Source organism: Gammaproteobacteria bacterium, from assembly GCA_030949385.1.
In the GTDB taxonomy this organism is placed as follows: domain Bacteria; phylum Pseudomonadota; class Gammaproteobacteria; order JAUZRS01; family JAUZRS01; genus JAUZRS01.
In genome coordinates this window covers 13,287-37,321 of record JAUZSP010000005.1, presented here as the reverse complement: position 1 = coordinate 37,321, position 24,035 = coordinate 13,287, and the positions used below count along the sequence as shown (strand labels likewise).

Here is a 24,035-nt window from a genome sequence, read left to right as displayed (position 1 = left end):
TTCTCCGGCTTTTTTGGGTGTGATTTTTGGTAGCAGTTTTAAATACGAGTGTTTTTGAGACAGCACTATTTTTTGTACCGCGTTGATAACGGCTGTTGAAATGCATTTAACGAGTTGTCGATTTTGTAATCATCAAAGCTTTTCAGTGATGGCGTTAACCACCACAGAACAACTCCAATCGCTGCGCCTGAAATCACGCCTGAAATACCGGCCAGTAGGCAGCCGATTCCAAACCAAATTCCCAGTACAATCAGCGTCAGCATCCATAGGATAATCATCATCGGATTAATATAGCATGAGTCAATACATTTCTTTTGTGCTGGGTGTTACGATATTTTTATCTTTGCTCTATTCATCCGCAAGCCGAACAACCGCCTGCGCCAGATCGTCGCTCAAACTCGCCAACAGACGGCTCTGTGCCATCACCAAGGTTTCATAGGTGTAATCAGACAAGGTTTCTCGATAGGTTTGGCGTTTAAAACGCAATGTCTTTTGGCGTTTGCCATCCAAAATTTGCCACTGCACCGACAGCAGCGCTTCTTGCCCGAGTGTGCCGATAAAATCGCTGATGCTGACTAAGATAAAATAGTCGATCTTTTTTGCTTGCAGACGTTGTGCATAAGGCAACACCTCACCTTCAATGCGTTGTGCTAAGTCTTGTATTAGAACCCGCTCAACGCCATTGATCATCGGCTCTGCCCAGAGGTTGCTTTTGGATAGCGACACGCTGCTGCCTTGTTCACGGGTTAAAATTTGCGCTTGTTTAACGTAATTTGGTAATTCCAACGGTTTTAATATCAGTAATAATGGGGTCGCTCTATTTTTAAGAGTGTTTGTCGGTGTGATTGCCGAAAGTAAATAGTGTTGATGAAGATCAATGGCGCAGCCGTTGAAAAAAACAGAACTTAATAAAAAAATCACGCGGATTTTTTTTCTAAAAAAAGACATAAAAAATCCTTAACGACCAAAAATAAGCGAGTTGGGTTTTTGCTCTAAACCATCAACAAAATCCTGTACCGCGCGTGACGCTTCTTGCAGCTCCACCAACGTATTGCTCATTTCCAGATAAAGATTGGAGTCTGGAGAGAGTTCTTTCATGCTGTGTTCTGTGCTCAACAAGGTTTTATTGAGTTGTCTAATCATTGCTCTTAGATCGGTAGGTAGACGCCGTACCTCCGAGCTTTGCAGCAAAACATTCATATTTTTAAAGGTGTGATTTGCGCTGCTGCTTAATTTTGGTAACTGCATCTCTTTCAGCGTGACCCCCAAGGTGCGTAAGGTCTCGGTGCTGGTTTTCAGTAGCGGTTCCAGAGGCAGATCATTAAACTTTTTTAACAATTTATCCAACTGCTGTTGCAGCCCGTCGATCATGCTGGGTTCTTCTTTTTTATCGCTTGGTTCCGCTGCGGAGGCGGCAGCACGATTGGAAAAAAGGCTGAAACGCTCACCGTTAATGATTTTTTTATCCGTTACCTGTTGGCCTAACTCTGCGAAAGCGATGCCGCCATAAACCAGCGACTCAAGGGACTCCATCTGTACGCTGACACCGCTGCTGTCGAGTGTCACCTCTAGGCCACTGACGTTCCAAAAACGGCTATTAGAGGTAATTAAGCGGTGGTGTGGTGCTTCAATAAAAAGATCAAACTCCACTTGTTGGTAATCATCGCTAAAGCGGCGCGCTTCAACTTGCCCCACCTGAACTTGACGGTAATAAACCGGCGAGCCGACCTGCACCGATCCCGCCTGCTCAGCGCTGACGGCCAGCCGCAGACCGGCGGCGTTGTTGCGTCGCAGTGGCGGCTCTTCAAGGCCATGAAAAAATTCTCGATAGTCGCCTTCACGTACCGGATCAACCTGAATATAGGCACCCGAAACAAGGGTACTTAAACCTGAGATGCCGCCTGCGCCCACTCTGGGGCGTTTGACCCAAAAGCGGCTGTTTTCGGTGAGGTATTCATCAAAACCGACCACCATTCGAGCGATCACCCGTACTCGCTCCAGACCTTTATCGAGAAAGACCTTTTCTACCTTACCAACGGAAACATCACGGTATTTGATCTCGGTTTTGCCCGCTTTCAAACCTTGCGCACTCTCAAAGGTGAGGGTGATTCTGGGGCCGAGCTGGGTGAAGTGTTGATACGCCAACCACAATCCCAGCAGCGCGGCCACAATCGGAACCAGCCAGACCAGAGAGAGGCGTTGATGGTGTGCGGTTGAATCAATCATCGGTTCTGCAATGTCTTCAGGGTTCATATTTTTCCACTCGATCCCAAATAAGGCGTGGGTCTAAGGCCAACGCCGATAACATGCTCATCACCACCGTGGCGGCAAAGGCAGAAGCGGCGGGGCCAGGGGCAATCTGCGCCACTGCGCCCATCTGTACCAAGGCGGCCAACAGCGCCACCACAAACACATCCACCATTGACCAGCGCCCCACCAGCTCCACCAAACGATAGAGGCGCATCTTCTCGCGCAAGCGCCGAGGCGAACGGCGCTGAATGGAGAGCAGCAGATAGAGCAGCGCCATAAATTTCAGCACCGGTACCAAAATACTGGCGACAAACACCACCGTCGCAACCAGTAACGAGCCGTGTGCCACCAGCTCCAAAACGCCGCTCATAATGGTGCTCTGTTGCACTTGCCCCAGAAGTTCGCTCTGCATCATCGGCATTAAATTAGCCGGAATATAAAGAATTATGGCTGCGAGTAACCAGGCCCAAGAACGTTGCACACTGTTGGGTTTGCGCTGATGCAGTTGTGCTTCACAGCGGCTACAGCGGTTTTGGGTCTCCACTGGATGCAATTGACCACAGGAGTGGCAGCGCAACAGACCCGCTTGTCGAGCGGTTAACGAATTCGATTCAATGCTTGGCATAAGTGCTCCCCATCGTAACGAGACGAGATCCAACTGCTGATGACAATCAGAGCAGCAAAGGCCCAAAAAGCCGCCCCCAGCAGCAAGGTGGCGACAGAGGCGAGTTTCACCATCGTCACCAGCGCCCCGAGCAGATAGATTTCCATCATGCTCCATGGGCGCAGCCATTCCAGCAGATGAAACAGTTTCAGGTGGCCTTTCAAGCGGTGGCCACGGCGTACCATCCAGAGCAGAGATAAAAGAGAGAGCAGACGCAGCAGCGGCACCAGCAAAATCAACACAAAAGCAAAACAGGCCAAAATCCACATGCCGCCAGAAAAGAGCGCCAGTACGCCTGACACCAGAGAAATGTGTTGCTGCTGACCGTTGAGGTCAAGCGCCAAAAAAGGCAACACATTGGCGGCAACATAAAGTATCAATGCTGCCACCGTCAAGGCCAAAAGCTGCTCTAGATTTTTTACGCCATCCACTTGCCGATAAAGCACGGCGCGACAACGGCGGCAACGTGCGGTGCTGCCGTTGGCCAAGGTGCGCCGATGGTGCAACAGATCGCATTCGTGGCAGGCGACTAAATGTTCGAGAGCCATCAACCTACGGAGACCAAGGCTTTTTCGCGCAACAATTCCAACTCATCACGCACCTTGGCTGCCTCTTCAAATTCCAACTCCTGAGCGTGTTTGAACATCTGTTTTTCCAGCTTTTTCAGCTGTGCCGCCAACTGTTTGGGCGTTAGCTTAGCGTATTTGGCCACATCCTCGGCTATTTTAGCGAAGTGCTCCGGTGTATCAGGCCCGCCTGGGCGTGCGCCTTCCATTACATCAATGATGGCTTTTTTGATTCCTCGTGGGGTGATGTTGTGTTTTGTATTGAACTCTTGTTGGGTGATGCGTCGTCGTTCAGTCTCGGAAATGGCTTTCTGCATTGAGTTGGTGATACGGTCGCCGTAGAGAATGGCGCGGCCATTGAGGTTGCGAGCGGCACGGCCAATGGTCTGAATCAGAGAGCGTTCGGAACGCAGAAAACCTTCTTTGTCCGCATCCAAAATCGCCACCAGTGAGACCTCGGGCATATCCAGGCCTTCCCGTAGCAAGTTAATCCCGACCAAGACATCAAATTTGCCTAGCCGCAGGTCGCGGATGATCTCCACCCGTTCGACGGTTTCGATGTCCGAGTGCAGGTAACGTACGCGCACACCGTGTTCGCTGAGATAATCCGTCAGGTCTTCCGACATGCGTTTGGTTAGGGTGGTGATCAAGACCCGTTCGTTGATCGCGGCGCGTTTGTTGATCTCTGACAGAACATCATCCACTTGAGTCTCGACGGGACGTACCTCGACCACCGGATCTAACAACCCTGTGGGACGCACCACTTGTTGCACCACTTGGTCGCTGTGTTCGGCTTCGTAATTGCCTGGGGTGGCGGAGACAAAAATCGCTTGTGGCATTTGGCGCTGAAATTCTTCGAATTTTAGCGGCCGATTGTCTAGCGCTGAGGGCAGACGAAAACCGTAATTGACCAAGTTTTCTTTGCGTGAGCGGTCGCCTTTGTACATCGCGCCCAGTTGCGGAATGGTGACGTGACTCTCGTCGATTACCAACAGGGCATCTTCAGGCAGATAATCAAAAAAACAGGGCGGTGGTTCACCAGGAGTTCGACCGGAGAGATAACGGGAGTAATTTTCGATCCCCGAGCAGTAACCCAGCTCTTGGATCATTTCCAGATCGTATTCGGTGCGCTGTTGCAGTCGCTGCGCTTCGACCAATTTATCTTGCTCTCGTAACAGCTCTAAATGCTCTTTTAGCTCAACGCGAATGTGTTTAATGGCTTCCAGCAACACCGCGCGTGGGGTTACGTAGTGGCTTTTGGGGTAGACCGTGATGCGGGGCAGACGTTGTAAAATCTCGCCGGTAAGCGGATCAAACAGGCTAATCTGCTCCACTTCGTCATCAAACAGCTCGATGCGCACGGCCTCTTTTTCTGAGTCGGCGGGATGGATGTCGATCACTTCACCGCGCACGCGATAGGTGCCACGACTGAAGGCCATGTCGTTGCGGGTGTACTGCAATTCAGCCAAGCGGCGCAAAACGGCACGTTGATCAATGCGGTCACCTCTGACCAGATGCAGCAGCATTTTTAGATAGGATTCAGGATCACCCAAACCGTAAATGGCAGAGACGCTGGCAATAATAATGGTGTCGCGTCGTTCCATTAGGGCTTTGGTGGCGCTGAGGCGCATCTGTTCGATGTGTTCGTTGATGGAAGCGTCTTTTTCAATAAAGGTGTCGGAGGCCGCCAGATAGGCTTCCGGTTGGTAATAATCGTAATAGGAGACAAAATATTCAACGGCGTTGTGAGGGAAAAAGGCTTTCATTTCACCGTAGAGTTGTGCGGCCAAGGTTTTATTAGGAGCGAGAATCAAGGTGGGGCGCTGGCGATCTCGAATTAAATTGGCGATGGTGAAGGTTTTACCCGAACCGGTCACGCCGAGCAGAGTTTGACAGAGCAGACCGTCGTCCAGCCCTTCGGTCAGTTTACGAATGGCCTGTGGTTGATCTCCCGCAGGGGCAAAGGTGTCGGCAAGTTGGAATTTTTTTGACATTAGTGATCTTTCAAGATTAACGTCTGTTGAGTGTACGATTTTTTGCGGCGGTTGACGGACAAAAAAATAGCCAGCGTAGGCTGGCTATTTTTTAAACACGGAAGTGGTGTATTTACTTCACGGTTTTTTCGATGGAATCGCTTCCACCTTTGTTGTCTATCCAGCTCAGTTTCACTTTGTCGCCCTTAGCGCCGTCTACTTTGAAAGAGAGGTAAGGGTTTTTGGAAACAGCACCACTCCAGTTGGCGGTGAAGACGGTTTTGCCTTCGATGACCGCAACGACTTCGGTGATGTGGTGAGCGGGGATCATCTCACCGGTTTTTTTGTTTTTGCGCAGGCCAGTTTCCATAGGGTGACTCATGAGAGCCTTGACTGTGGTGACACCGCCTTTGTTTTTTGCGCGAATTTTAATAGAAGCCATCTGTTTTCTCCTGAGATGTTAGATCAATTAACCGCCGCAACCACCGATGGTGACTTTGACTTCTTTTTTGCTGGTGTAGAGTTTACCGCCTGCTTTTACGACTGCGATAACATCTGAGGATTTGCCCATTTTGATTCGAGTTGAAACATAGCCTTTCGTACCGGCACCCATTTGGTGTGAAGCGATCAGGGGGGTGCTGTTTTTGGCGGCGATGATGCTGATGGACTCAATGTTTTCCAGCGAGGTGGTGATGGTGATGGGCACCACGGCACCGTTTTCTGCAATATCGGGCGCTTTAAGCGTGATGTCGCTGGACTCGCTGCTGTCGTCGCTGCCAAAGGCGGCTTTCATGGCGTCTTCAACGCTCTTAGCTTTGAAAGCATCGACTGGGAAGGAGGCCAATACGGCACGTGGAGCCAATAAACCGGCACTGGCTGCAACAGCGATGGCGCTGCCCGCAAGGGTCTTTTTAAGCATGATTCTGCGTTTTATGTTCATGGTGTCTCTGTCTCTCCAAAAGGGTTGAAATGCGTTTTTAGAGGTTGTTAATAAACTTTACGGTACATCAAGCCGACTTTTTGAGTTGATGCTTAACGACGCCCTAGCATACTTAATGCATTGTTAAGTGCAAGTGATAAATGTCATTCCCCTCTGCTTTTTATTTCTTTATTTCTTTATTTCTTATTCTTGTTCCAACTCCGCTTTTTTTGTCTCTAATGTTTCGATTTTGACCTTGATCCTAAGTGTATCAGGGCTGTTTTTTGGCAATTCTTTAATGGCCCACTTTAGTTGTTTTATGGCTTGTTTTAGCTCGCCTTGGTAGACGTAATATTCTGCCAGTGCTGCTCTACTGGCGACGTCGTTGCCGAGTTTTTTTTCGTTTTGAGCCAACATTGAGTAAGCTTGGGAGGTGTATTGATAGCTCTCCCTGAGGTGACGGCGTAACAACTCGACCACGGCTTTGGGCTGATCGTTATTTTCCAAGTGGTGGGCGTAAGCGATCACCGCAGGATGGTGATTAGGGTAAAAGGCAAACAGCTGCGAGAAGAGCTGCTCTGCCTGTTTTATCTGCTTGCTGGCAGAGGCGAGTTGCGCGCTGGCGAGCAGGTAGTGAATGTTTTCTGGTGTTTTTTTCAGTAGCGGTTGCAGGTAGAGCAAGCCCTCTTCTGCTTTGTCCAGTTGTGCTAAGGCGAGGGCGCTGCCGTAGTTCCAGACATCTTGATTTAGAGAGGCGGCTGTGGAGAGTGCCATTTGACGAGTGGTGGCCACTAAGGTTGGCAGTTCCTCGCTGGTTTTGATCCGTAATCGCATGCGCATCAGTTGAAACTTGAGACTGTCGGTTTTCTGTTGTGATTTGCTGTAGTTTGCGGCGCGATTTTTGGCCTCGGCAATGCGGGCGTTATTGAGCGGATGAGTACGCAGATACTCGGGCAATTCGTCGCTGCTGAGGTCATTTTTTTGTCGCAAGATTGTAAAAAATTGCGCCATTGCTTTAGGGTTAAAATTACTTTTTACCAATATGTGAATGCCGAGTCGATCTGCCTCGTATTCATTGGCTCGGGTGAAGTTAATCGCCAGTTGTTGGCTGGCAGCCAAGCCGCCATAAAGCACCGCTTGACTCTCTTGTGTCTTGCCTTGGCTGCCAAGCACGAGGGCGGCTAGAAAGGCGGCGGCGGTGGTGAGGCTGGATTTGTAAGCCTCGGCTTGGGCGCGTGCGATGTGGCGTTGCTGAACATGGACAATCTCATGTGCCAGCACGGCGGCCAATTGGGCTTCGTTGTGGGTTTCGGTCATTAATCCGCTGTGAATACCGATGTACCCCCCAGGTGCGGCAAAGGCGTTGATGGCAGAGGCTTTGACTATAAAGAAGGTGAAGGGTCGGTTTTCGTTTGCACTGGCGCTGAGAAGCCGGTTGCCGAGGTTTTGTAAGTAGTAATTGAGTTCGGGGTCATCAATCAAGGCGTTATTGGCGCGAATTTGACTCATAAAAGCGTCACCAAGCAGCTGTTCTTGCCGTGGTGAGAGGGTTTGATCAACGGGATCGCCCATCTGGGGCAGTTGTAGATTGTCGGCGTTAAGAGGCGGGCTGATAGAGCAGAGCAGGCTTAATAATAGGGTGTGCAGTTTGATCACGGTAGGGGGTGTTTTTCCGTAGCTGATTATAAGTGGCTATCCGACGTTATCAGTTTACCCGAAGTTCCCCATTGGTGGGGTGTAATAAAAAGGGTTGACCTTAACGGCATAGAATATAATAATATGCTGATTAACTTTTTGATTGCCAATGGCGCAGATGGAGGTTTGGTTGAATATCAGTGAAATTGATGCAAATGGACTGAATGAGTGGCTGCAAAGCGGCAAGCAGGTGCGCTTAGTAGATGTGCGCAGCCCAGCTGAAATGGCTCAGGGCATGCTTCCTGATGCGGAACAGCTGCCACTGCATCTACTGCCGTTGCAGATTGATCAGTTTAAAGATGAAGAGGTTGCCACAGTGTTTTACTGTCGTACCGGTGCTCGTTCTGCCCAAGCGTGTGCGTTTACGATGAATCATGGTAATCATAATGTACATAATTTACGTGGCGGCATTATCGCTTGGGTGCGAAGTGGTCTGCCCGTTGCTTCCTAGGGGTTATCCCTAGGCGAAACGGGGTCTACTTGCGTTTCGGTAGCGATTCGCATATAAATGTCGGGCTTTTTTTGGGTATGAAATGCAAGCACGGCTTGCTAATAACAAATAAATGGGAATGAATATTATGGCTGATTTTGATCAAGAATTGGATGCCTCTGGACTGAACTGTCCCCTGCCAATTTTGCGTGCTAAGAAAGCGTTGGGTACTCTGTCTACAGGTCAAGTGCTGCGCATTGTTGCTACCGATCCTGGTTCGGTTAAGGATTTTGAAGCATTTTCAAAACAAACAGGTAATGAGTTGCTCTCTTCTGGTGAAGAGGCTGGCAAATTTATCTTTATGATTAAGAAGTCTTAATCATTTTGTAGGCAGTCGGTTATTTAACCGGCTGTTTTTCCGTATTGAATTATTTTTTTAGAAGGTGGAACGACTATGGCTGATGCAAAAAAGCTTGCGATTATTGCAACAAAAGGCACCCTCGATTGGGCTTACCCTCCCTTCATCTTGGCTTCCACCGCGGCGGCTTTGGGTTATGAAACTGAAATTTTCTTTACCTTCTACGGTTTGCAGTTGGTGAAAAAAGATTTGAAATTGCAGGTCAGCCCTTTGGGTAATCCTGGTATGCCAATGCCTTTGGGCATGGATAAATGGTTCCCTGTAATTGGTACCGCAATTCCTGGTATGCAGAGCATTATGACCGGCCTGATGAAGCAGAAAATGAAAGCCAAAGGCATCGCCAGTGTCGGTGAGCTGCGTGATCTCTGTCAGGAAGCCGAAGTGAGAATGGTGGCTTGCCAGATGACCGTTGATCTGTTTGACATGAACCCTGCTGATTTTGTTGATGGCTTGGAGTTCGGTGGCGCAGCGACCTTCTTTGAATTTGCCGGTGAGTCGGACATCTGTTTGTATATCTAAAATTTCCCTGCGGATTTTTCTGCACTTTAAAACGCCAACCTGCATCTGCAGCTTGGCGTTTTTTTATGGCTAATCATTGTGTATGGAATTGTTCTGTTTATGTGGAGGAAGGGTATGGAAAACCCCAGTATCAAAGACTTGATTGTGTATTTGCAGTTAAAAACGACAATTGTTTTGACACTGTCGCTTTTTTTTGTCAACTTATCCGCATGGGAGTGCCATTTTTGTTGTTTTAATGCAACAATTAGACACAGACAAGGAAGGGTTCTAATCAATTTTTATAAAGACCGCAGGGTAGATATTATGAGTTTGATATACAGACGTTCGTTACTTTCTTCAGCTGTTTTGGCCATTTTAGTTGCCCCTACGGCTGCGTTAGCTACCAATGGCATGAACTTGGAAGGATATGGCCCTGAGGCGACCGGAATGGGTGGGGCTTCGATGGCCTACGATAACGGTTCAGCTGCTTCAATGAATAACCCTGCTACTTTGTCTTTGATGAGTGATGGTGAAAGTCGTCTGGACGTTACGCTTGGTTTTTTAAACCCAACGGTTTCGGCTGGCGCACCACAGGCCGATTCAACAGGTACCTCCTATCTAATGCCAGGGGCAGGTTGGGTCACCAAGCAAGGTCAGCTTAGTTACGGTGTGGCTCTGTACAGCCAAGGGGGAATGGGGACTGAGTATGCAAAAGATTCTTTCTTAGCTACAGCAAACACTACTCTTTTAGATGATGGGGTGCGTTCTGAAGTGGGTGTGGGTCGTTTGATGGCCCCACTCTCTTTTCAGGTCAATCATCAGCTCAGCGTGGGTGGCTCCTTGGATTTTGTCTGGGCGGGCATGGATCTGAAAATGGCCATGAATGGACGGCAGTTTGATGACTTTATGCCAGGTAAGGCCAATAATGCGGGTACTGCCTCAGGTAGTTTGGTTAATTCCTTTGTGGGTTCCATTGGTGCAAGTGTTTTAAACCCTGCTAACCCAGTGCAAAAAGTGCGTTTTGATTTTTCCAATGACAGTGATTTTAGCGGTGAAGCAATGGGTACCGGTTTCGGTGCCAAGCTGGGACTGACCTTTAAAGCCAGCAGTGGCCTAACCTTTGGCGCGACCTTCCATACTAAAACCAATATGGGTGATTTAGAAACCAGTAACGCATCTTTGACTATGGATGCTAATTTCAATGATGCTATTGTGAATGGGAATTTTAACCCGCAAACGGGAATAGGTACTTTGGCTGGCACCTACTCAACAGTGAACGTGCCTGTCAGTGGTAAAATCAGTGTTGTTGATTTTCAGTGGCCTGCTACCTTGGGTGTGGGTGCAGCCCTGAAAGTAAGTCCTGCGGTGATGTTGGCCGCAGACATCAAACAGATTTATTGGTCTGGTGTGATGGACAGTTTCCGTATGCAGTTTACCTCTGATGCAAACCAAGCGAATCCATTGGCGGCGGGTTTTGCCGGTCAGGTTATGGATCTAGAGCTGTTCCAAAAATGGGAAGATCAGACCGTGATTCAATTGGGCGGTGCGTTTAAAATGGGGCCGGCCTTGACCATTCGTGCGGGGATGAATATTGCCAGTAATCCTGTGCCCAATTCAACTTTGAATCCGCTTTTTCCAGCCATTGTTGAGAATCATTACACCGCCGGTTTTACTCTGGCTTTGACTCCGGCAAGTGATTTGAGCGCTTCTATGGCCATTGCACCGGATGTGACCGCAGTGGGCGACAGTGGTGTGACCTCCAAACATGCGCAGGCCAATTTTCAGATTATGTACAGCCACAGTTTGTAGAAGGGTTCAAGTGTCTATTTGTAGAGGCTGACCTTTGTGTCAGCCCTTTTCAAATGGGTAAAATCAAATTTAGAGAAAATTAAAATGAAGAGAATACAGCCGTTTTATCGGGTTATTTTTGCCCTGTTCATGTTGGTTGGTGCACAGTCCGTGTTGGCGGCAGAAAAATTAAAACCGTTTATTTTGGCCAATGCCGCCGGTGGTTCTCTGCAAGAGGCTACTGCTGCGACTGAGAAAGCGTTGCAGGGTGCCGGTTTTGAAGTGGTGGGAACGTACGCATCTTATGATGGTGTGCAGTTGGTTTTGGTCAGCAGTGATGAACTGAAAAAAGCGGCTGCTGCCACGAAACGAGGTGCGTATGCAGCGGTGCAGCGGGTCTCATTGGTCAAGCGTGCTGATAAGATTGAAGTGGCGTATACCAATCCTGTTTATTGGGCGAACGCCTATCAATTGGAGAGCGATTTGGCGGGGGTCTCAAAAGCTTTGGCTGATGCTCTGGGGGCGGGGGAGCCTTTTGGTGCTAAGGGTTTGACTGCCGATGATCTGCGCGGCTATCACTACACCTTTGGTATGGAATATTTTGACGAGCCTTATGAGCTGGCTGAGTTTGTTTCGTTTGAGGCCGCTGTGGCGCAGATTGATAAGGGGCTAAAAGCCAAGACTGCGGGTGTTTCGATGCTGTATCGAGTTGAGATTCCTGGTCGTGATCAAGTGCTGTTTGGGGTGGCAATGCAGAAGGGCGCAAAGGGAGATAAATACAGTGATGATGCTTTTATTATGAGTGTGGTTGACTTTGAAAAGCTCAGCAGTGCTGCGCATCTGCCTTATGAAATTTTGGTGAACGGCAAACAAGCAGAAGCTCTGCACGCCCGTTTTCGTATTGCGATCAGCTTTCCTGATCTGAACATGATGGGGGATAACAGCTTCATGAAAATTATGGAGAGTCCGCCTGCGATTGAGCGCGCGTTGCAAGCCGTTGCAGGTGTCAAGGCGGCTGAGAGCGATTATTAGTGAAATCCTGATTTTATCGTATTAGAATAGCGCTCTTATCCGACTCAACCCTCCGCTTGCGGGGGGTTGAGTTTTTTGCGGTGGGGAATAAACCCCCAAAGAAAACAGTGTTTTGGGAGTAGCGGGTGGAATTATCAGGTGGCGATATCCTCGTCCAGGCCCTGAAAGAGGAAGGGGTCGAGTTCATTTTTGGTTATCCAGGTGGTGCGGTGTTGCACATTTACGATGCGCTGTATCGTAGCGAAGGGATAAAGCACATTCTGGTGCGTCACGAGCAGGGGGCAACCCACGCAGCGGACGGTTACGCACGTTCAACAGGCAAACCTGGGGTGGTTTTGGTTACCTCTGGTCCTGGTGCAACCAATGCGGTCACGGGCATTGCTACCGCGCATCTGGATTCCATTCCGATGGTGGTGATCACCGGCCAAGTGCCCAAAAAGGTCATTGGCAGTGATGCGTTCCAAGAAGTGGATTCCATTGGCATCACTCGCCCTTGTGTAAAACACAACTTTTTGGTCAAGGACGTTAAAGACTTGGCGGAGACCATTAAGAAAGCCTTTTACGTTGCCACAACGGGTCGTCCAGGGCCGGTGGTTATTGATGTTCCCAAAGACATTACCGCCCCAGATGTCAAAGTGCCGTTTGATTACCCTAAAACGGTGAGTATGCGTTCCTACAACCCCACCAGTAAAGGTCACCCTGGGCAGATTCGCCGGGCGGTGGATCTGCTGCTGGCGGCGAAAAGACCGATGCTGTACAGCGGTGGTGGCGTGGTGTTGGGTGATGCGGCCGATGAATTGACTCAGTTGACTCAAACCTTGGGTTATCCGATCACCAATACCTTGATGGGTTTGGGTGCGTATCCTGGCACCGATAAGCAGTTTGTCGGCATGCTGGGGATGCACGGTACCTATGAAGCCAATTTGGCCATGCACGAGTGCGATGTGCTGTTGGCCATTGGGGCGCGTTTTGATGATCGTGTTACCGGTGATCTGGAGCATTTCTGTCCACACGCTAAGATCATTCATATTGACGTCGATCCCTCTTCGATCTCCAAAACGGTGCCTGTGGATGTGCCGATTGTGGGTGATGTGAAAGAGGTCATGAACGACATGCTGACTTTGTTGGAAGAGACCGACATTAAACCCGATGCTAAGGCGTTGGCGGCGTGGTGGCAGCAGATTGCCCTTTGGCAAGACAAAGATTGCATGGCCTATGCGACCAGCAGCAGCGTGATCAAGCCGCAATCGGTGATTCAATCTTTGCACAAAGTCACCGAGGGTGATGCTTTTGTGACCTCCGATGTGGGGCAGCATCAGATGTGGGCGGCGCAATATTACCCCTTCACTAAGCCTCGTCGCTGGATCAACTCCGGTGGTTTGGGCACGATGGGGTTTGGTCTGCCTTCTGCTATGGGCGTGCAGTTGGCACATCCCGATGCGACGGTGGCCTGTGTGACCGGTGAGGCGAGCATTCAGATGTGCATTCAGGAGCTTTCTACCTGCAAGCAGTACGATTTGCCGATCAATATTCTCTGTTTGAACAACCGCTACATGGGCATGGTGCGCCAGTGGCAGGAGTTCTTTTATGATCGTCGTTATTCGCACTCTTACATGGATGCGTTGCCAGACTTTGTCAAATTGGTCGAAAGTTACGGCCATGTGGGTTTTCGCATTGAAGACCCTGCTGATGTGGAAGGGGCGATTCGTGAAGCGATTGCGCTGAAAGACCGTACCGTCTTCTTGGACTTTATTACCGATCAGACCGAAAACGTCTACCCCATGATCGCCAACGGCAAAGGCCATCACGAAATGCACATGCCACCCCCACGGGAGTTGTCATAATGCGCCACATTATCTCTCTGTTGATGGAAAACGAAGCCGGTGCGTTGTCACGGGTAGCAGGACTGTTTTCTGCCCGTGGTTACAACATTGAATCTTTGACCGTGGCCGCCACCGATGACCCTTCTTTGTCACGGATGACCTTGGTCACCCGTGGCAGCGATGAGATCATTGAGCAGATCACCAAGCAGCTCAACAAGCTGGTGGACGTGGTGCGTTTGATTGATCTCAGCAGCTCCAGTTACATCGAGCGTGAGTTTATGATGATCAAATTGCGCGCGCTGGGTGCGGCGCGGGAAGAGTTCAAACGCTTGGCGGACATCTTTCAAGGCAGCGTCATTGACGTGACTGACAACAGTTATGTTATTGAGATGATCGGTAACAGTGAAAAATTAGATGCCTTTATCAAAGCGGTCGGCGATGAGGTGGTGCTGGAAGTGGTGCGTTCCGGTGTGACCGGGATTTCACGCGGTGAAAAAGGTCTGCGGGCTTAATCGCGAAACACATTTAATAACCCAAACAAATTTTGAGACTTACGGAGCAAACATGAAAGTTTATTACGACAAAGACGCGGACCTTTCCATTATCCAAGGCAAAACGGTGGCCATCATCGGTTACGGTTCACAAGGCCATGCGCACGCCAATAATCTGCAAGATTCCGGTGTTAAGGTGCTGGTGGGTCTGCGAGCCGGTTCTGCCTCGACGGCCAAAGCGGAAAAAGCCGGTCTGACGGTGAAGTCCATTGAAGAGGCCACTGCGGCTGCGGATGTGGTGATGGTGTTGGCACCTGATGAACATCAAAAAGCGTTGTATGAAACTCAATTGGAGCCGAACCTGAAACAGGGCGCTGCACTGGCCTTTGCTCACGGGTTTAACATTCACTACGGTGCAATCACACCTCGTGCTGATCTGGATGTGATCATGATCGCACCGAAAGCGCCTGGCCACACCGTGCGCAGCGAATTTGTTAAAGGCGGTGGTATTCCTGATCTGATCGCGATTGAGCAAGACGCTTCTGGCACCGCTAAAGCCATCTCCCTCTCTTACGCTTCTGCCATTGGTGGCGGTCGTACCGGTGTGATTGAAACCACCTTTAAAGACGAAACCGAAACCGATCTGTTTGGTGAGCAAGCGGTGTTGTGTGGCGGTGCTACGGCGCTGGTGCAAGCGGGTTTTGAGACCTTAGTCGAAGCGGGTTACGCGCCTGAGATGGCCTATTTTGAGTGTCTGCATGAGCTGAAACTGATCGTTGATCTGATGTTTGAAGGCGGTATTGCCAATATGCGTTACTCGATCTCTAACACCGCTGAGTACGGCGATTTGACCCGTGGCCCTCGCATCATCACCGATCAAACCAAAATCGAGATGCGTAAAATCTTGACCGAGATTCAAAACGGCGAATTTGCCCGTGAGTTCATCAATGAGAACCAAACCGGTCAGTTGACTCTGAAAGCGAAACGTCGCATCGGTCGTGATCATCCCATTGAAGAAGTGGGTGATCGTCTGCGCAGCATGATGCCGTGGATTACGGCCAATCAGATTGTGGACAAAAGCAAAAACTAGTCCCGATCTACATTCAGCTTTGCCTTCTGTGGTGAAGCTGATTTGCCGTTGACTCCACCTGCTGTTTTGACAGAGGCTGAACTCATGAGCGATCCAATAAAACCCCATCGCGGCATCTATCTGTTGCCCAATCTCTTTACCACTGCGGCTCTGTTTGCCGGTTTTTACGCCATTATTGCCGCCATGAGTGGCCAATTTAATAATGCTGCGCTGGCCATTTTAATTGCCATGATATTGGATGGTCTGGATGGCCGTGTGGCACGCATGACCAATACACAGAGCGATTTTGGGGCGGAGTACGACAGCCTCTCCGATATGGTGTCTTTTGGTCTGGCTCCGGCTTTGGTGGTTTATGAGTGGGCTTTGGTACACATTCCAGGTTGGAGTTGGGCCAATATCGGTTGGTTGGTGGCTTTTCTCTACACCGCCTGCGGTGCGCTGCGTTTGGCGCGTTTTAATACTCAGGTGGGGACGGCGGACAAACGCTTTTTCCAAGGTTTGGCCAGTCCAGCAGCGGCAGCGATTATGGTCTGTATGGTTTGGGTCGGAAACGACATGGGTTACAGTGGCGAAGAGTTGTCAACTTTGGCGCTGGTGGTGACGCTGTTTAGCGGTCTGTTAATGGTGAGCCGTTTTCCCTATTACAGTTTCAAAGATTTTAATGCCAAACAGAAGATCCCGTTTATGACCTTGTTGGCGGTGGTTTTGATCTTTGTTTTGACCTCCATTGATCCGCCCAAAGTGATTTTTTTGGTGATGCTGGCCTACGCGCTTTCCGGCCCTCTTTGGAGTGGTTATCGTTGGTATCGAAAACGCGGGCGTGACGTCACGGAATCAAGCGACAAATAGGGCTTGGCAAAACGAATAAGGTAAGGCTATAGTGGCCTTTACTTATTCGGATTTTTACAGTGTCTTTTTTCTATGAACATCTGCACGAAACACCCCTTTCAGCTTCTCCCTTCAGCTCTGCTTGAGCTACGCTTTTTGCTGCCTTGGGCAGTCTAAAGTTACCCTGACGAGGGTCAATACGTCACCTTACCCATTACCCCTGATATTTTATGATCGTTCTGCGAACGGTCTGATGGAAAGAGTCTCATGAGCAAAGAAAAATTAATTATTTTTGATACCACCTTGCGTGACGGCGAACAGAGCCCGGGCGCTTCGATGACCAAAGATGAAAAGCTGCGCATTGCCAAAGCGTTGGAAAAGATGCAGGTGGATGTGATCGAAGCCGGTTTTCCGGTGGCGAGTAAGGGTGATTTTGAGGCGGTGAACGTCATCGCTAAAACCATTAAAGAGAGCACCATCTGTGCTTTGGCGCGTGCCATCGACCGTGATATTGACGGTGCCGGTGAAGCCTTGGCTCCGGCCGCTTCGGCACGGATTCATACCTTTATCGCCACCTCACCGATTCACATGCAACATAAATTGCGCATGCAGCCCGATGCGGTGGTGGAACAGGCGGTTAAGGCGGTTAAACGGGCGCGTCGTTACACCGATAACGTCGAGTTTTCGCCTGAAGATGCGGGGCGTTCTGAGTTGGATTTTCTCTGTCGTGTAATTGAGCGGGTGATTGATGCCGGTGCGACCACCATCAATATTCCCGATACGGTGGGTTACAACGTGCCGCATCAATTTGGTCAATTGATCCATAATTTGATGGAGCGTGTTCCCAACGCCGACAAAGCGATTTTTTCCGTGCATTGCCATAATGATTTGGGTTTGGCGGTGGCGAACTCTCTGTCGGCGGTGTTGCACGGCGCACGGCAGGTTGAATGTACCATCAATGGCTTAGGCGAACGGGCGGGCAACGCGGCTCTGGAAGAGGTGGTGATGGCACTGCAAACGCGCCAGGATGTATTTAGCTGCAACACCACTTTGGACACAACGCAAATTGTACCCTGTTCACGTTTGGTCTCTAACATCACCGGTTTTCCGGTGCAGCCGAATAAAGCCATTGTGGGTGCGAATGCCTTTGCTCATGAGTCGGGCATTCATCAAGACGGTATTTTGAAGAGTCGCGAAACCTACGAAATCATGCGCGCTCAAGATGTGGGCTGGAGCAACAACCGCATTGTGCTGGGCAAACATTCGGGGCGTAACGCCTTCCGCACCCGCTTGGAAGAGCTGGATATTGTCTTTGACTCTGAGGAAGAGTTGAACGCGGCTTTTGCTCGTTTTAAAGATCTGGCCGATAAAAAACATGAGATCTACGATGACGATCTGCAAGCCTTGGTGACCGATGCCAATTTGGTGGCTGAGAATGAAACGGTACAGTTGATTTCGGTTAAAGCCTGTTCCGAGACCGGTGAAACCCCCACCGCCAGCGTGACCTTGTCGGTGGCTGGGGTGGAGCATTCCGCCAGTGCCACGGGTGGTGGACCAGTGGATGCGGCCTTTAAAGCGATTGAGTCCATTGTGAACAGCGGCACCGAATTGACCCTCTACTCGGTCAATAATGTCACCAGTGGTACGGATTCTCAGGGAGAGGTGACCACACGTCTGACTTACGAAGGCCGTATTATTAACGGTCAGGGAGCGGACACCGACATTGTGGTGGCCTCGGTGAAAGCCTACGTCAACGCGCTGAATAAACTCGATCAAGGGAGCGATAAGGGACACCCGCAACTGGGTGAGGTGTGACTCAGAGCGCCGAAGAACAGCGTCTCTATCTGCAGGCGATGGGCATCCCTGTGTGGGAAGTCCGTCAACCGCATTTGCTGCAAAATCTTCCCGTAGCGGATGCGGTTGTGGTCGAATCTGAGCGTGAGTCTGATGTGGAATCGCCTCTCGCTGAAGCCGTGGTTGAACCACCTACGGTCTTAAATTGGCCTGACTTACAGCAGCGGGTCAGCAACTGCACGACCTGTGCGGCACGTCAGGGTCGGATGCAGCCCATTTTAGGGGCGGGCAGTGAGCAGGCGGATCTGTTGATTGTGGGCGAGATGCCCAATGCCGATGAGGATCGTTTGGCCACGCCCTTTGTTTCGGCTTCCGGTCAGTTGTTGGAGGGGATGTTAAAGGCCATCGGCCTCTCTCGGCAGGCGGTTTATTTGACCCATATTGTTAAATGTCATCTTGAAGAACACCGTGATCCAACCCCTGAAGAGCTGTCTGCTTGTCAGGGTTTTCTCTTGCAGCAGATTGAGTTAGTGCAGCCCAAAGCTATTTTATTGTTGGGGCGCATTGCGGCTCACGCTTGCTTGCAAGTGAACACACCACTCACCCAGCTGCGCGGTGAGTGGTTTGAGTTTGCTGCCACGCCTCTGTTGGTCAGTTACCACCCTGCCTATCTGTTGCGTAAACCTTCGGCTAAACGTCTCGCTTGGCAAGATCTAAAACTGCTGCGGTCGCGGCTGCAAGGTGAGTGATCTGATGGGTGCGGATGCGCTGCGTTTTATGCAGATTACAGATCTGCAACGGGTGTTGGAGATCGAGAACAAAACCTACGACTACCCGTGGAGCGGCGGTATTTTCAGAGATTGTCTCAATGTAGGTTACTGCTGTTTGGTTTATCAACGGCAAGATAAGGTGATGGGCTATGGGGTGATGTCGGTGGCGGCGGGTGAGTCGCATATTTTAAACATCTGCGTTGATGCGGATGGCCAGCGGAATGGCATCGGCAGGCAGTTGTTGCTTCGTTTGCTGGAAATGGCGCAGAAACTGGGCGCGGAGTGCAGTTTTTTGGAGGTGCGGCCAAGCAATTTGGCGGCGGTGAAATTGTACGAGAGCGAAGGTTTTTTGGAATTGGCGGTGCGGAAAAATTATTACCCCAGTGCTGAGGGTAAGGAAGATGCTTTGGTGATGCGGAAAAATCTTGCTGATTAAAGGGTGGGGTGTTTTCAAGCAGCTTCAGGAGTGACTTGTTTTTGTATGCATAAAGTTATAAGGTTTTATGCATACCCTTTGGAGATGATAATGAGAACCACACTGGATTTACCCGAAAATCTACTGAATGAAGCAATGAAGTTTGCTCCTACGAGTACTAAAACAGCTTTGATTATCAAAGCATTAGAAGATTTTGTTCGAAAGTCAAAGATCGCAGACCTTAAGCAGTATCGTGGAAAAATTGATTTGGATATTGATCTTAATGAAATTAGAGATCGTTCTTGATGGCTGTGTTGGTTGAATACTTCGGACAGTTTTAAACCTGAATAGCCCCATACTCACTCAGCTCATGGTAAACCGTTTCGACTTTTGACAAGATCTCTCCAAACCAATACTTCGGACAGTTTTAAACCTGAATAGCCTCATACTCACTCAGCTCATGGTAAACCGCCTCGACTTTTTGACAAGATCTCTCCAAACCTAACTTGTCAAAAAGTATTTTCATCAAATATTGATTGAATTTCTTGCGTCGCCACGAGGCAATCGAAATCACCGAAGGCTCAGGGTTGTTTTTGTCCTTACGGTCTTCCAGCTTCAATAAATTCAGTGCAGTGAATGAGGCATTAATATGAGTTTGAATGGCCTCTGGGCAACGCGCTTGGCAATCCATTAAACCCGTATGTTGCTTGGCTTCACGAAACAAAAATTCAATCTGAAAACGAGCGGTGTAATATTCGACAATCTTTTCTGGAGCCAACTCCGAATCCGTAGAAAACAGCAGAGCCGAACGGACTTTTGTCTTCTGCTCCCATCGCAGCAGCACCACACGGATTTTCCGTTTGAAGCAACACGAGTGAACCACGGCGCTGTAAATCGATACCCCCTTATCCATTACGCCACACGCATCAAAACGGGACAGCTCCGTTTGGAAATTGACTTTACCATCGTACGTTTTAGGACGTCCTTTGCCACCGTATTCGCCCTCAAAATACCAGCTTAGGTTGGCATCTGAACGCAGCTTTCCAATCAGGTGTAAGTCATCTGAACAGACCGCATCGACAAACTTCACCTTGCTGTAGTAGGCGTCTGCGGTAAGGTAGCGAATGCCTTGCGCTTGAAGATCACAGGCAAGGTCACAAACCTGTTTCGCGTAGCAGTCCACTCGGCTCTCACCCTCTTTCTGTTCCGAGTCCAACGTTTGGCGAGCCTCCAGCGCGTAAGCAGTTCGACTTTGAAGATCAATTCGGCAAACCAACGACAACTCCAATCCCACCATGGCTTGCCCCAAAGCGCCGTTGTAAAACCAACCCAACCCTGCTGTTTTCTGACCACTTTTTTCATAAAGCTGGCATCAATGGCGGCAATTTGATCGTGCTTTTGTGGCAGCTCTTTTTGAAGTAGGCGTCTGTTGAATTGTGCAAAATCAAATGAACGTCGAAACCAACGCGACAGACGTTTTTCATGCAACGAACTGTAACGACTCAAATTACGAAAAGTGGCTTTCCCTTGAAAAACCATCAATGCGGAAAACAGAGCTGAGAGAAAAAGACGTTGTGGTTTTTTAACACTGGACATGGAGAGTAAAACCGATTCTACTATGGATTCCACGGGCGGCCTTCTTTGATTGTCGTTTTTTGAGAACTCTATTTTCTCAGAATCCGCCTGTGGTTCCTATCTTTTTCTCTCTAAAACTGTCCGAAGTATTGTCCAAACCTAACTTGTCAAAAAGTATTTTCATCAAATATTGATTGAATTTCTTGCGTCGCCACGAGGCAATCGAAATCACCGAAGGCTCAGGGTTGTTCTTGTCCTTACGGTCTTCCAGCTTCAATAAATTCAGCGCGATGAACGAGGCATTGAAGCGCTTTTTATTCCTTGCTCCCATCGCAGCAACACTGAACAGACTGCATTCACAAACTTTACCTTGCTGTAGTAAGCGTCTGCGGTAAGGTAGCGGATGCCTTGCTCTTTAAGATTACTCGCAATGTCACAGACTTGTTGACAAACACCGCCCCAAGTCAATGTCATAACGTCAAGGACAGCGATATTTTAGAGCAGCGAAAAGCGATTTATGAGGCTGCTAAAGAGCGAAATCCGACACGGTGGTCAGGCAACATCAGAGATTGGAGTCCGATCTCTGAGGTGTGGCTCAACCCACCGAAAGAGATGCGAGCTGAGGAGCAGAAATTGCCTAAAGAGGCGTTAGGAAAACCGGACAAATTTGTTGACAAAAACTGAGGCCTCAGTTTTTTAAAATCCTATAAATTTCTTATAAAATAGAGTGTTCCGGTATTGTTGTGAATTTAGTTATAGAGTTCTTCTTCTTTCCCACGTAGCCTCCTGCTCGACATAATTTTATTATGATCAAACAGTTTGGGAAGATTTTAATAAACCAAAATCTTTTGTCCGGACTAAAAGTGCTGAGCATATTCTGGAAAAAGTGGGTCGTGATAGAGCAGCATTAGATAAATTATCGGTATCTTTAGGACACTGCACTGGGGCGGGTATGAACACTAAAATAAAAAAATCAATGAATACTGTACAAGCAACCTCCGCAATTTATTGCCAAATAATCCAAGCTATAGATAATTTACTCGAAAAAGTTAGGGGTGATGTAAGTAAGAACTCCTCAGGTGCGGTTGAAGAGTTAAATTCTTCAAAAAAGAATGCGCATGAGTTGTTGTTAGAGATACGCAATGATGTTGTAAGAAATTTAGAAATGCTAGAAAAAAATGCAGATTGGAATACTTTTACCATGGCTTTCTATGGTGAGACCAATGCGGGTAAGTCTACAATTATTGAAACTTTGCGCATCATGTTTGATGAGCCTGGAAAAAGAAAAACGAAAGAAAAGTTTCGTGCATTACAACAGAAGCTAAATATAGACCAATCATCGTTTGATGAGGTTCGAAAAAATATACTGCAGCTAGAAAATATGGAAGTGATTGCGCATGAGAAAAAATAATTAGTAAAGAGCTTGGCTTTTCTGAAGCTTTGGTAAGTATTGAACATGAGCTGTGTGAATATAAAGACAAGTACAATGTGCAGTGCACTAAACACGATGAAATGCTTGCACAGCTGAATCAGTTAGAACCATTGGCGGATGGTGGCATTATTGGTGATGGTCGATCAGATTACACGCTCAATAGCCAGAGTTATTTAGTGGAGCAGAAAGGAAAAAAATTTGCATTACTGGATGTGCCAGGTATTGAGGGTAAGGAAGAAAAAGTAGGCGAAAGTATTTGGCAAGCTGTACAGAAAGCGCATGCAGTATTTTATGTTACGGGTAAAGCTGCGGCACCACAAACAGGTGATGAGAACACTAAAGGTACGTTAGAAAAAATCAAAGAACATCTGGGAGATCAAACAGAAGTTTGGGCTATTTTTAATAAACGAATTACTAATCAACTTCAGTTACAGAAACCACAGCTAATCAGCAGTGGCGAAAAAGAAAGCCTGCGTTCCTTAGATGAAAAAATGCGCGAGCAGTTGGGTGAAAACTATCAAGGTAGTTTTTCAGTGTGTGGCTTGGTTGGTTTCTTAGCGGTAGCAGATTGTTTGGTGCCTGGTCGAGAAAACAGCAAACGCAAAGAAAAATTTATGGCTAAGCATGATGAACAATATTTATTGTCATACAGTGGTATGACTGATTTCAAACGTATGCTGTCTGAAAAGTTTGTTAGAAACTTTAAAATAAAAATTAAACGTGCAAACGTCAATAAAGCGAACGAGGTATTAAAAGTAGCATCCAGCTCAATAGAACATTTGCGGCAAGATAGATTTATTCCATTATATGAAAAATTGCTGCAAGAAGCCGATGCAGCTAATTATCAATTAGATGAGGAATTAAATACGCTTAAAAGCGATTTGAGAGCGCTTTCTGGGAGCTATGTTGATGGATTTAGGTCAAATGTTCGTAATACTATGTATAAAAAAATATCTAAAGATATCGATAACGATGATTTTAAATATGAATTAGAAATCGCCATTTCGCATGCGCAGCAAGAGTTTGATGAGAAATTTCCTATAGCTATAAAATCAAAAATCGAATCATTCGGTGAGAATATACAAAACATTGTTAAACGTTTTCAACAACATGCTGATGAAATATTGAAGCTGTACTCATCCTTTGATCCGTCAGGCTTCTCAAAAGGGTTCAGTCTAGATGTTAATATCGATAATGGCGTAAATGTAATGGCTCTTGTTGGCACAGTTATTGGTGTGGTTGGTTTGGTATTTACACCAGTAGGTTGGGCTGCAATAGCTATAGGCGTTGTTGGTTTGGTTTTTTCATTTTATAAGTCAGTTAGAAGCTTTTTTAGCAGCAATTACAAAATGTCGCAGCAACGAAAGTCAACGGATGATAATATATGCGTTGTCGCTGAAGAGATTGAGTGTACAGTCGATAGAAATATCGAGGATGCCGTTCCAAATATAGAAAGCCAATTAGAAGTGTTAAAAGAAGTACTTAAGACACCAGTTGACAATACAAAAGCCATTAATGATGTACTGGGTGAATCCATTGGTAACTTGCATAAAATATCAAACGAAATTGAAAAGGTAGTTTAAT

The 24,035-nt window shown here is 48.2% G+C and carries 28 protein-coding genes; 16 read left to right on the top strand and 12 right to left on the bottom strand.

What is annotated here, in order from left to right:
• Positions 1–65: 65 nt before the first annotated feature.
• The 9 genes from Q9O24_07025 to Q9O24_06985 all read right to left on the bottom strand — a co-directional run bounded on the left by Q9O24_07025 (position 66) and on the right by Q9O24_06985 (position 8,028).
• Positions 66–263: a hypothetical protein gene (locus Q9O24_07025; GenBank protein MDQ7074897.1), complete on the bottom strand. Its 198-nt coding sequence runs from the start codon at positions 261–263 to the stop codon at positions 66–68.
• A gap of 85 nt (positions 264–348) precedes the next feature.
• On the bottom strand, positions 349–948 hold the full coding sequence (locus Q9O24_07020; protein MDQ7074896.1) for a PqiC family protein: 600 nt from the start codon (positions 946–948) through the stop codon (positions 349–351).
• 9 nt (positions 949–957) lie between these two features.
• Positions 958–2,253, bottom strand: coding sequence for an MlaD family protein (locus tag Q9O24_07015; protein MDQ7074895.1), 1,296 nt, complete (start codon positions 2,251–2,253; stop codon positions 958–960).
• Entirely contained in the window at positions 2,243–2,875 is a 633-nt protein-coding gene (locus Q9O24_07010) for a paraquat-inducible protein A (GenBank protein MDQ7074894.1), read from the bottom strand. The genes Q9O24_07015 and Q9O24_07010 overlap by 11 nt, the downstream gene beginning before the upstream one ends.
• Positions 2,848–3,462, bottom strand: coding sequence for a paraquat-inducible protein A (locus Q9O24_07005; protein MDQ7074893.1), 615 nt, complete (start codon positions 3,460–3,462; stop codon positions 2,848–2,850). Before Q9O24_07005 ends, Q9O24_07010 begins: the two co-directional genes overlap by 28 nt.
• Complete coding sequence (uvrB, locus tag Q9O24_07000) at positions 3,462–5,474, bottom strand: excinuclease ABC subunit UvrB (GenBank protein MDQ7074892.1); 2,013 nt, start codon at positions 5,472–5,474, stop codon at positions 3,462–3,464. Before uvrB ends, Q9O24_07005 begins: the two co-directional genes overlap by 1 nt.
• A 112-nt stretch (positions 5,475–5,586) precedes the next feature.
• The gene (gene soxZ, locus Q9O24_06995) at positions 5,587–5,895 is read right to left on the bottom strand and encodes a thiosulfate oxidation carrier complex protein SoxZ (protein MDQ7074891.1); all 309 of its coding nucleotides are present in this window, start codon (positions 5,893–5,895) and stop codon (positions 5,587–5,589) included.
• A gap of 27 nt (positions 5,896–5,922) precedes the next feature.
• The gene (soxY, locus tag Q9O24_06990; protein ID MDQ7074890.1) at positions 5,923–6,393 is read right to left on the bottom strand and encodes a thiosulfate oxidation carrier protein SoxY; all 471 of its coding nucleotides are present in this window, start codon (positions 6,391–6,393) and stop codon (positions 5,923–5,925) included.
• A gap of 183 nt (positions 6,394–6,576) precedes the next feature.
• Positions 6,577–8,028, bottom strand: a complete 1,452-nt coding sequence (locus Q9O24_06985; protein MDQ7074889.1) for a M48 family metalloprotease — start codon at positions 8,026–8,028, stop codon at positions 6,577–6,579.
• Between the two features lie 169 nt (positions 8,029–8,197).
• Here Q9O24_06985 and Q9O24_06980 point away from each other — a divergent pair, with 169 nt between their 5' ends.
• The 13 genes from Q9O24_06980 to Q9O24_06920 all read left to right on the top strand — a co-directional run bounded on the left by Q9O24_06980 (position 8,198) and on the right by Q9O24_06920 (position 19,750).
• Positions 8,198–8,518, top strand: a complete 321-nt coding sequence (locus Q9O24_06980; GenBank protein MDQ7074888.1) for a rhodanese-like domain-containing protein — start codon at positions 8,198–8,200, stop codon at positions 8,516–8,518.
• A 127-nt stretch (positions 8,519–8,645) separates the two neighbouring features.
• Positions 8,646–8,876, top strand: coding sequence for a sulfurtransferase TusA family protein (locus Q9O24_06975; protein MDQ7074887.1), 231 nt, complete (start codon positions 8,646–8,648; stop codon positions 8,874–8,876).
• A 75-nt stretch (positions 8,877–8,951) separates the two neighbouring features.
• Positions 8,952–9,434 carry a DsrE/DsrF/DrsH-like family protein gene (locus tag Q9O24_06970; GenBank protein MDQ7074886.1) on the top strand — a complete coding sequence of 161 codons (483 nt, stop codon included), beginning with the start codon at positions 8,952–8,954 and terminating at the stop codon, positions 9,432–9,434.
• Positions 9,435–9,737: 303 nt separating this feature from the next.
• Positions 9,738–11,222, top strand: coding sequence for an outer membrane protein transport protein (locus Q9O24_06965; GenBank protein ID MDQ7074885.1), 1,485 nt, complete (start codon positions 9,738–9,740; stop codon positions 11,220–11,222).
• Between the two features lie 84 nt (positions 11,223–11,306).
• Entirely contained in the window at positions 11,307–12,233 is a 927-nt protein-coding gene (locus Q9O24_06960) for a hypothetical protein (protein ID MDQ7074884.1), read from the top strand.
• A 125-nt stretch (positions 12,234–12,358) separates the two neighbouring features.
• A complete protein-coding gene (locus tag Q9O24_06955) occupies positions 12,359–14,077 on the top strand; it encodes an acetolactate synthase 3 large subunit (GenBank protein MDQ7074883.1) in 1,719 nt (572 codons plus the stop codon).
• Complete coding sequence (ilvN, locus tag Q9O24_06950; protein MDQ7074882.1) at positions 14,077–14,568, top strand: acetolactate synthase small subunit; 492 nt, start codon at positions 14,077–14,079, stop codon at positions 14,566–14,568. Before Q9O24_06955 ends, ilvN begins: the two co-directional genes overlap by 1 nt.
• 52 nt (positions 14,569–14,620) lie before the next feature.
• Complete coding sequence (gene ilvC, locus Q9O24_06945; GenBank protein MDQ7074881.1) at positions 14,621–15,637, top strand: ketol-acid reductoisomerase; 1,017 nt, start codon at positions 14,621–14,623, stop codon at positions 15,635–15,637.
• Positions 15,638–15,721: 84 nt separating this feature from the next.
• Positions 15,722–16,486, top strand: coding sequence for a CDP-diacylglycerol--serine O-phosphatidyltransferase (gene pssA / locus Q9O24_06940; GenBank protein MDQ7074880.1), 765 nt, complete (start codon positions 15,722–15,724; stop codon positions 16,484–16,486).
• Between the two features lie 246 nt (positions 16,487–16,732).
• Complete coding sequence (locus tag Q9O24_06935; protein ID MDQ7074879.1) at positions 16,733–18,280, top strand: 2-isopropylmalate synthase; 1,548 nt, start codon at positions 16,733–16,735, stop codon at positions 18,278–18,280.
• Positions 18,277–19,008 carry a uracil-DNA glycosylase gene (locus tag Q9O24_06930; GenBank protein ID MDQ7074878.1) on the top strand — a complete coding sequence of 244 codons (732 nt, stop codon included), beginning with the start codon at positions 18,277–18,279 and terminating at the stop codon, positions 19,006–19,008. Before Q9O24_06935 ends, Q9O24_06930 begins: the two co-directional genes overlap by 4 nt.
• 4 nt (positions 19,009–19,012) lie before the next feature.
• Positions 19,013–19,465: a ribosomal protein S18-alanine N-acetyltransferase gene (rimI, locus tag Q9O24_06925; GenBank protein ID MDQ7074877.1), complete on the top strand. Its 453-nt coding sequence runs from the start codon at positions 19,013–19,015 to the stop codon at positions 19,463–19,465.
• 90 nt (positions 19,466–19,555) lie between these two features.
• Positions 19,556–19,750 (top strand): type II toxin-antitoxin system VapB family antitoxin, encoded by a 195-nt coding sequence (locus Q9O24_06920; GenBank protein MDQ7074876.1) that lies wholly within the window; start codon positions 19,556–19,558, stop codon positions 19,748–19,750.
• A 121-nt stretch (positions 19,751–19,871) separates the two neighbouring features.
• Here Q9O24_06920 and Q9O24_06915 read toward each other — a convergent pair whose 3' ends face one another.
• From Q9O24_06915 to Q9O24_06905, 3 genes are read right to left on the bottom strand one after another with little or no spacing between them, the layout of a single operon-like run.
• On the bottom strand, positions 19,872–20,534 hold the full coding sequence (locus Q9O24_06915; GenBank protein MDQ7074875.1) for a transposase: 663 nt from the start codon (positions 20,532–20,534) through the stop codon (positions 19,872–19,874).
• On the bottom strand, positions 20,531–21,073 hold the full coding sequence (locus Q9O24_06910) for a hypothetical protein (GenBank protein MDQ7074874.1): 543 nt from the start codon (positions 21,071–21,073) through the stop codon (positions 20,531–20,533). The genes Q9O24_06915 and Q9O24_06910 overlap by 4 nt, the downstream gene beginning before the upstream one ends.
• A 43-nt stretch (positions 21,074–21,116) precedes the next feature.
• A complete protein-coding gene (locus Q9O24_06905) occupies positions 21,117–21,350 on the bottom strand; it encodes a hypothetical protein (protein MDQ7074873.1) in 234 nt (77 codons plus the stop codon).
• A 77-nt stretch (positions 21,351–21,427) separates the two neighbouring features.
• Here Q9O24_06905 and Q9O24_06900 point away from each other — a divergent pair, with 77 nt between their 5' ends.
• From Q9O24_06900 to Q9O24_06890, 3 genes are all read left to right on the top strand, one after another.
• Positions 21,428–21,703: a hypothetical protein gene (locus Q9O24_06900; protein ID MDQ7074872.1), complete on the top strand. Its 276-nt coding sequence runs from the start codon at positions 21,428–21,430 to the stop codon at positions 21,701–21,703.
• 202 nt (positions 21,704–21,905) lie between these two features.
• The gene (locus tag Q9O24_06895) at positions 21,906–22,430 is read left to right on the top strand and encodes a hypothetical protein (GenBank protein MDQ7074871.1); all 525 of its coding nucleotides are present in this window, start codon (positions 21,906–21,908) and stop codon (positions 22,428–22,430) included.
• Positions 22,431–22,531: 101 nt separating this feature from the next.
• Positions 22,532–24,034 carry a hypothetical protein gene (locus Q9O24_06890; protein ID MDQ7074870.1) on the top strand — a complete coding sequence of 501 codons (1,503 nt, stop codon included), beginning with the start codon at positions 22,532–22,534 and terminating at the stop codon, positions 24,032–24,034.
• The last annotated feature ends 1 nt before the right edge of the window (position 24,035 follow it).

What these genes read in the sequence shown, in the direction of transcription:
- Q9O24_07025 (MDQ7074897.1), bottom strand. Translation starts at nt 263, where the DNA reads ATGCTGACGCTGATTGTACTGGGAATTTGGTTTGGAATCGGCTGCCTA.
- Q9O24_07020 (MDQ7074896.1), bottom strand. Translation starts at nt 948, where the DNA reads ATGTCTTTTTTTAGAAAAAAAATCCGCGTGATTTTTTTATTAAGTTCT.
- Q9O24_07015 (MDQ7074895.1), bottom strand. Translation starts at nt 2,253, where the DNA reads ATGAACCCTGAAGACATTGCAGAACCGATGATTGATTCAACCGCACAC.
- Q9O24_07010 (MDQ7074894.1), bottom strand. Translation starts at nt 2,875, where the DNA reads ATGCCAAGCATTGAATCGAATTCGTTAACCGCTCGACAAGCGGGTCTG.
- Q9O24_07005 (MDQ7074893.1), bottom strand. Translation starts at nt 3,462, where the DNA reads ATGGCTCTCGAACATTTAGTCGCCTGCCACGAATGCGATCTGTTGCAC.
- uvrB (MDQ7074892.1), bottom strand. Translation starts at nt 5,474, where the DNA reads ATGTCAAAAAAATTCCAACTTGCCGACACCTTTGCCCCTGCGGGAGAT.
- soxZ (MDQ7074891.1), bottom strand. Translation starts at nt 5,895, where the DNA reads ATGGCTTCTATTAAAATTCGCGCAAAAAACAAAGGCGGTGTCACCACA.
- soxY (MDQ7074890.1), bottom strand. Translation starts at nt 6,393, where the DNA reads ATGAACATAAAACGCAGAATCATGCTTAAAAAGACCCTTGCGGGCAGC.
- Q9O24_06975 (MDQ7074887.1), top strand. Translation starts at nt 8,646, where the DNA reads ATGGCTGATTTTGATCAAGAATTGGATGCCTCTGGACTGAACTGTCCC.
- Q9O24_06970 (MDQ7074886.1), top strand. Translation starts at nt 8,952, where the DNA reads ATGGCTGATGCAAAAAAGCTTGCGATTATTGCAACAAAAGGCACCCTC.
- Q9O24_06965 (MDQ7074885.1), top strand. Translation starts at nt 9,738, where the DNA reads ATGAGTTTGATATACAGACGTTCGTTACTTTCTTCAGCTGTTTTGGCC.
- Q9O24_06960 (MDQ7074884.1), top strand. Translation starts at nt 11,307, where the DNA reads ATGAAGAGAATACAGCCGTTTTATCGGGTTATTTTTGCCCTGTTCATG.
- ilvN (MDQ7074882.1), top strand. Translation starts at nt 14,077, where the DNA reads ATGCGCCACATTATCTCTCTGTTGATGGAAAACGAAGCCGGTGCGTTG.
- ilvC (MDQ7074881.1), top strand. Translation starts at nt 14,621, where the DNA reads ATGAAAGTTTATTACGACAAAGACGCGGACCTTTCCATTATCCAAGGC.
- pssA (MDQ7074880.1), top strand. Translation starts at nt 15,722, where the DNA reads ATGAGCGATCCAATAAAACCCCATCGCGGCATCTATCTGTTGCCCAAT.
- Q9O24_06935 (MDQ7074879.1), top strand. Translation starts at nt 16,733, where the DNA reads ATGAGCAAAGAAAAATTAATTATTTTTGATACCACCTTGCGTGACGGC.
- rimI (MDQ7074877.1), top strand. Translation starts at nt 19,013, where the DNA reads ATGGGTGCGGATGCGCTGCGTTTTATGCAGATTACAGATCTGCAACGG.
- Q9O24_06920 (MDQ7074876.1), top strand. Translation starts at nt 19,556, where the DNA reads ATGAGAACCACACTGGATTTACCCGAAAATCTACTGAATGAAGCAATG.
- Q9O24_06905 (MDQ7074873.1), bottom strand. Translation starts at nt 21,350, where the DNA reads ATGGGAGCAAGGAATAAAAAGCGCTTCAATGCCTCGTTCATCGCGCTG.
- Q9O24_06890 (MDQ7074870.1), top strand. Translation starts at nt 22,532, where the DNA reads ATGCTTGCACAGCTGAATCAGTTAGAACCATTGGCGGATGGTGGCATT.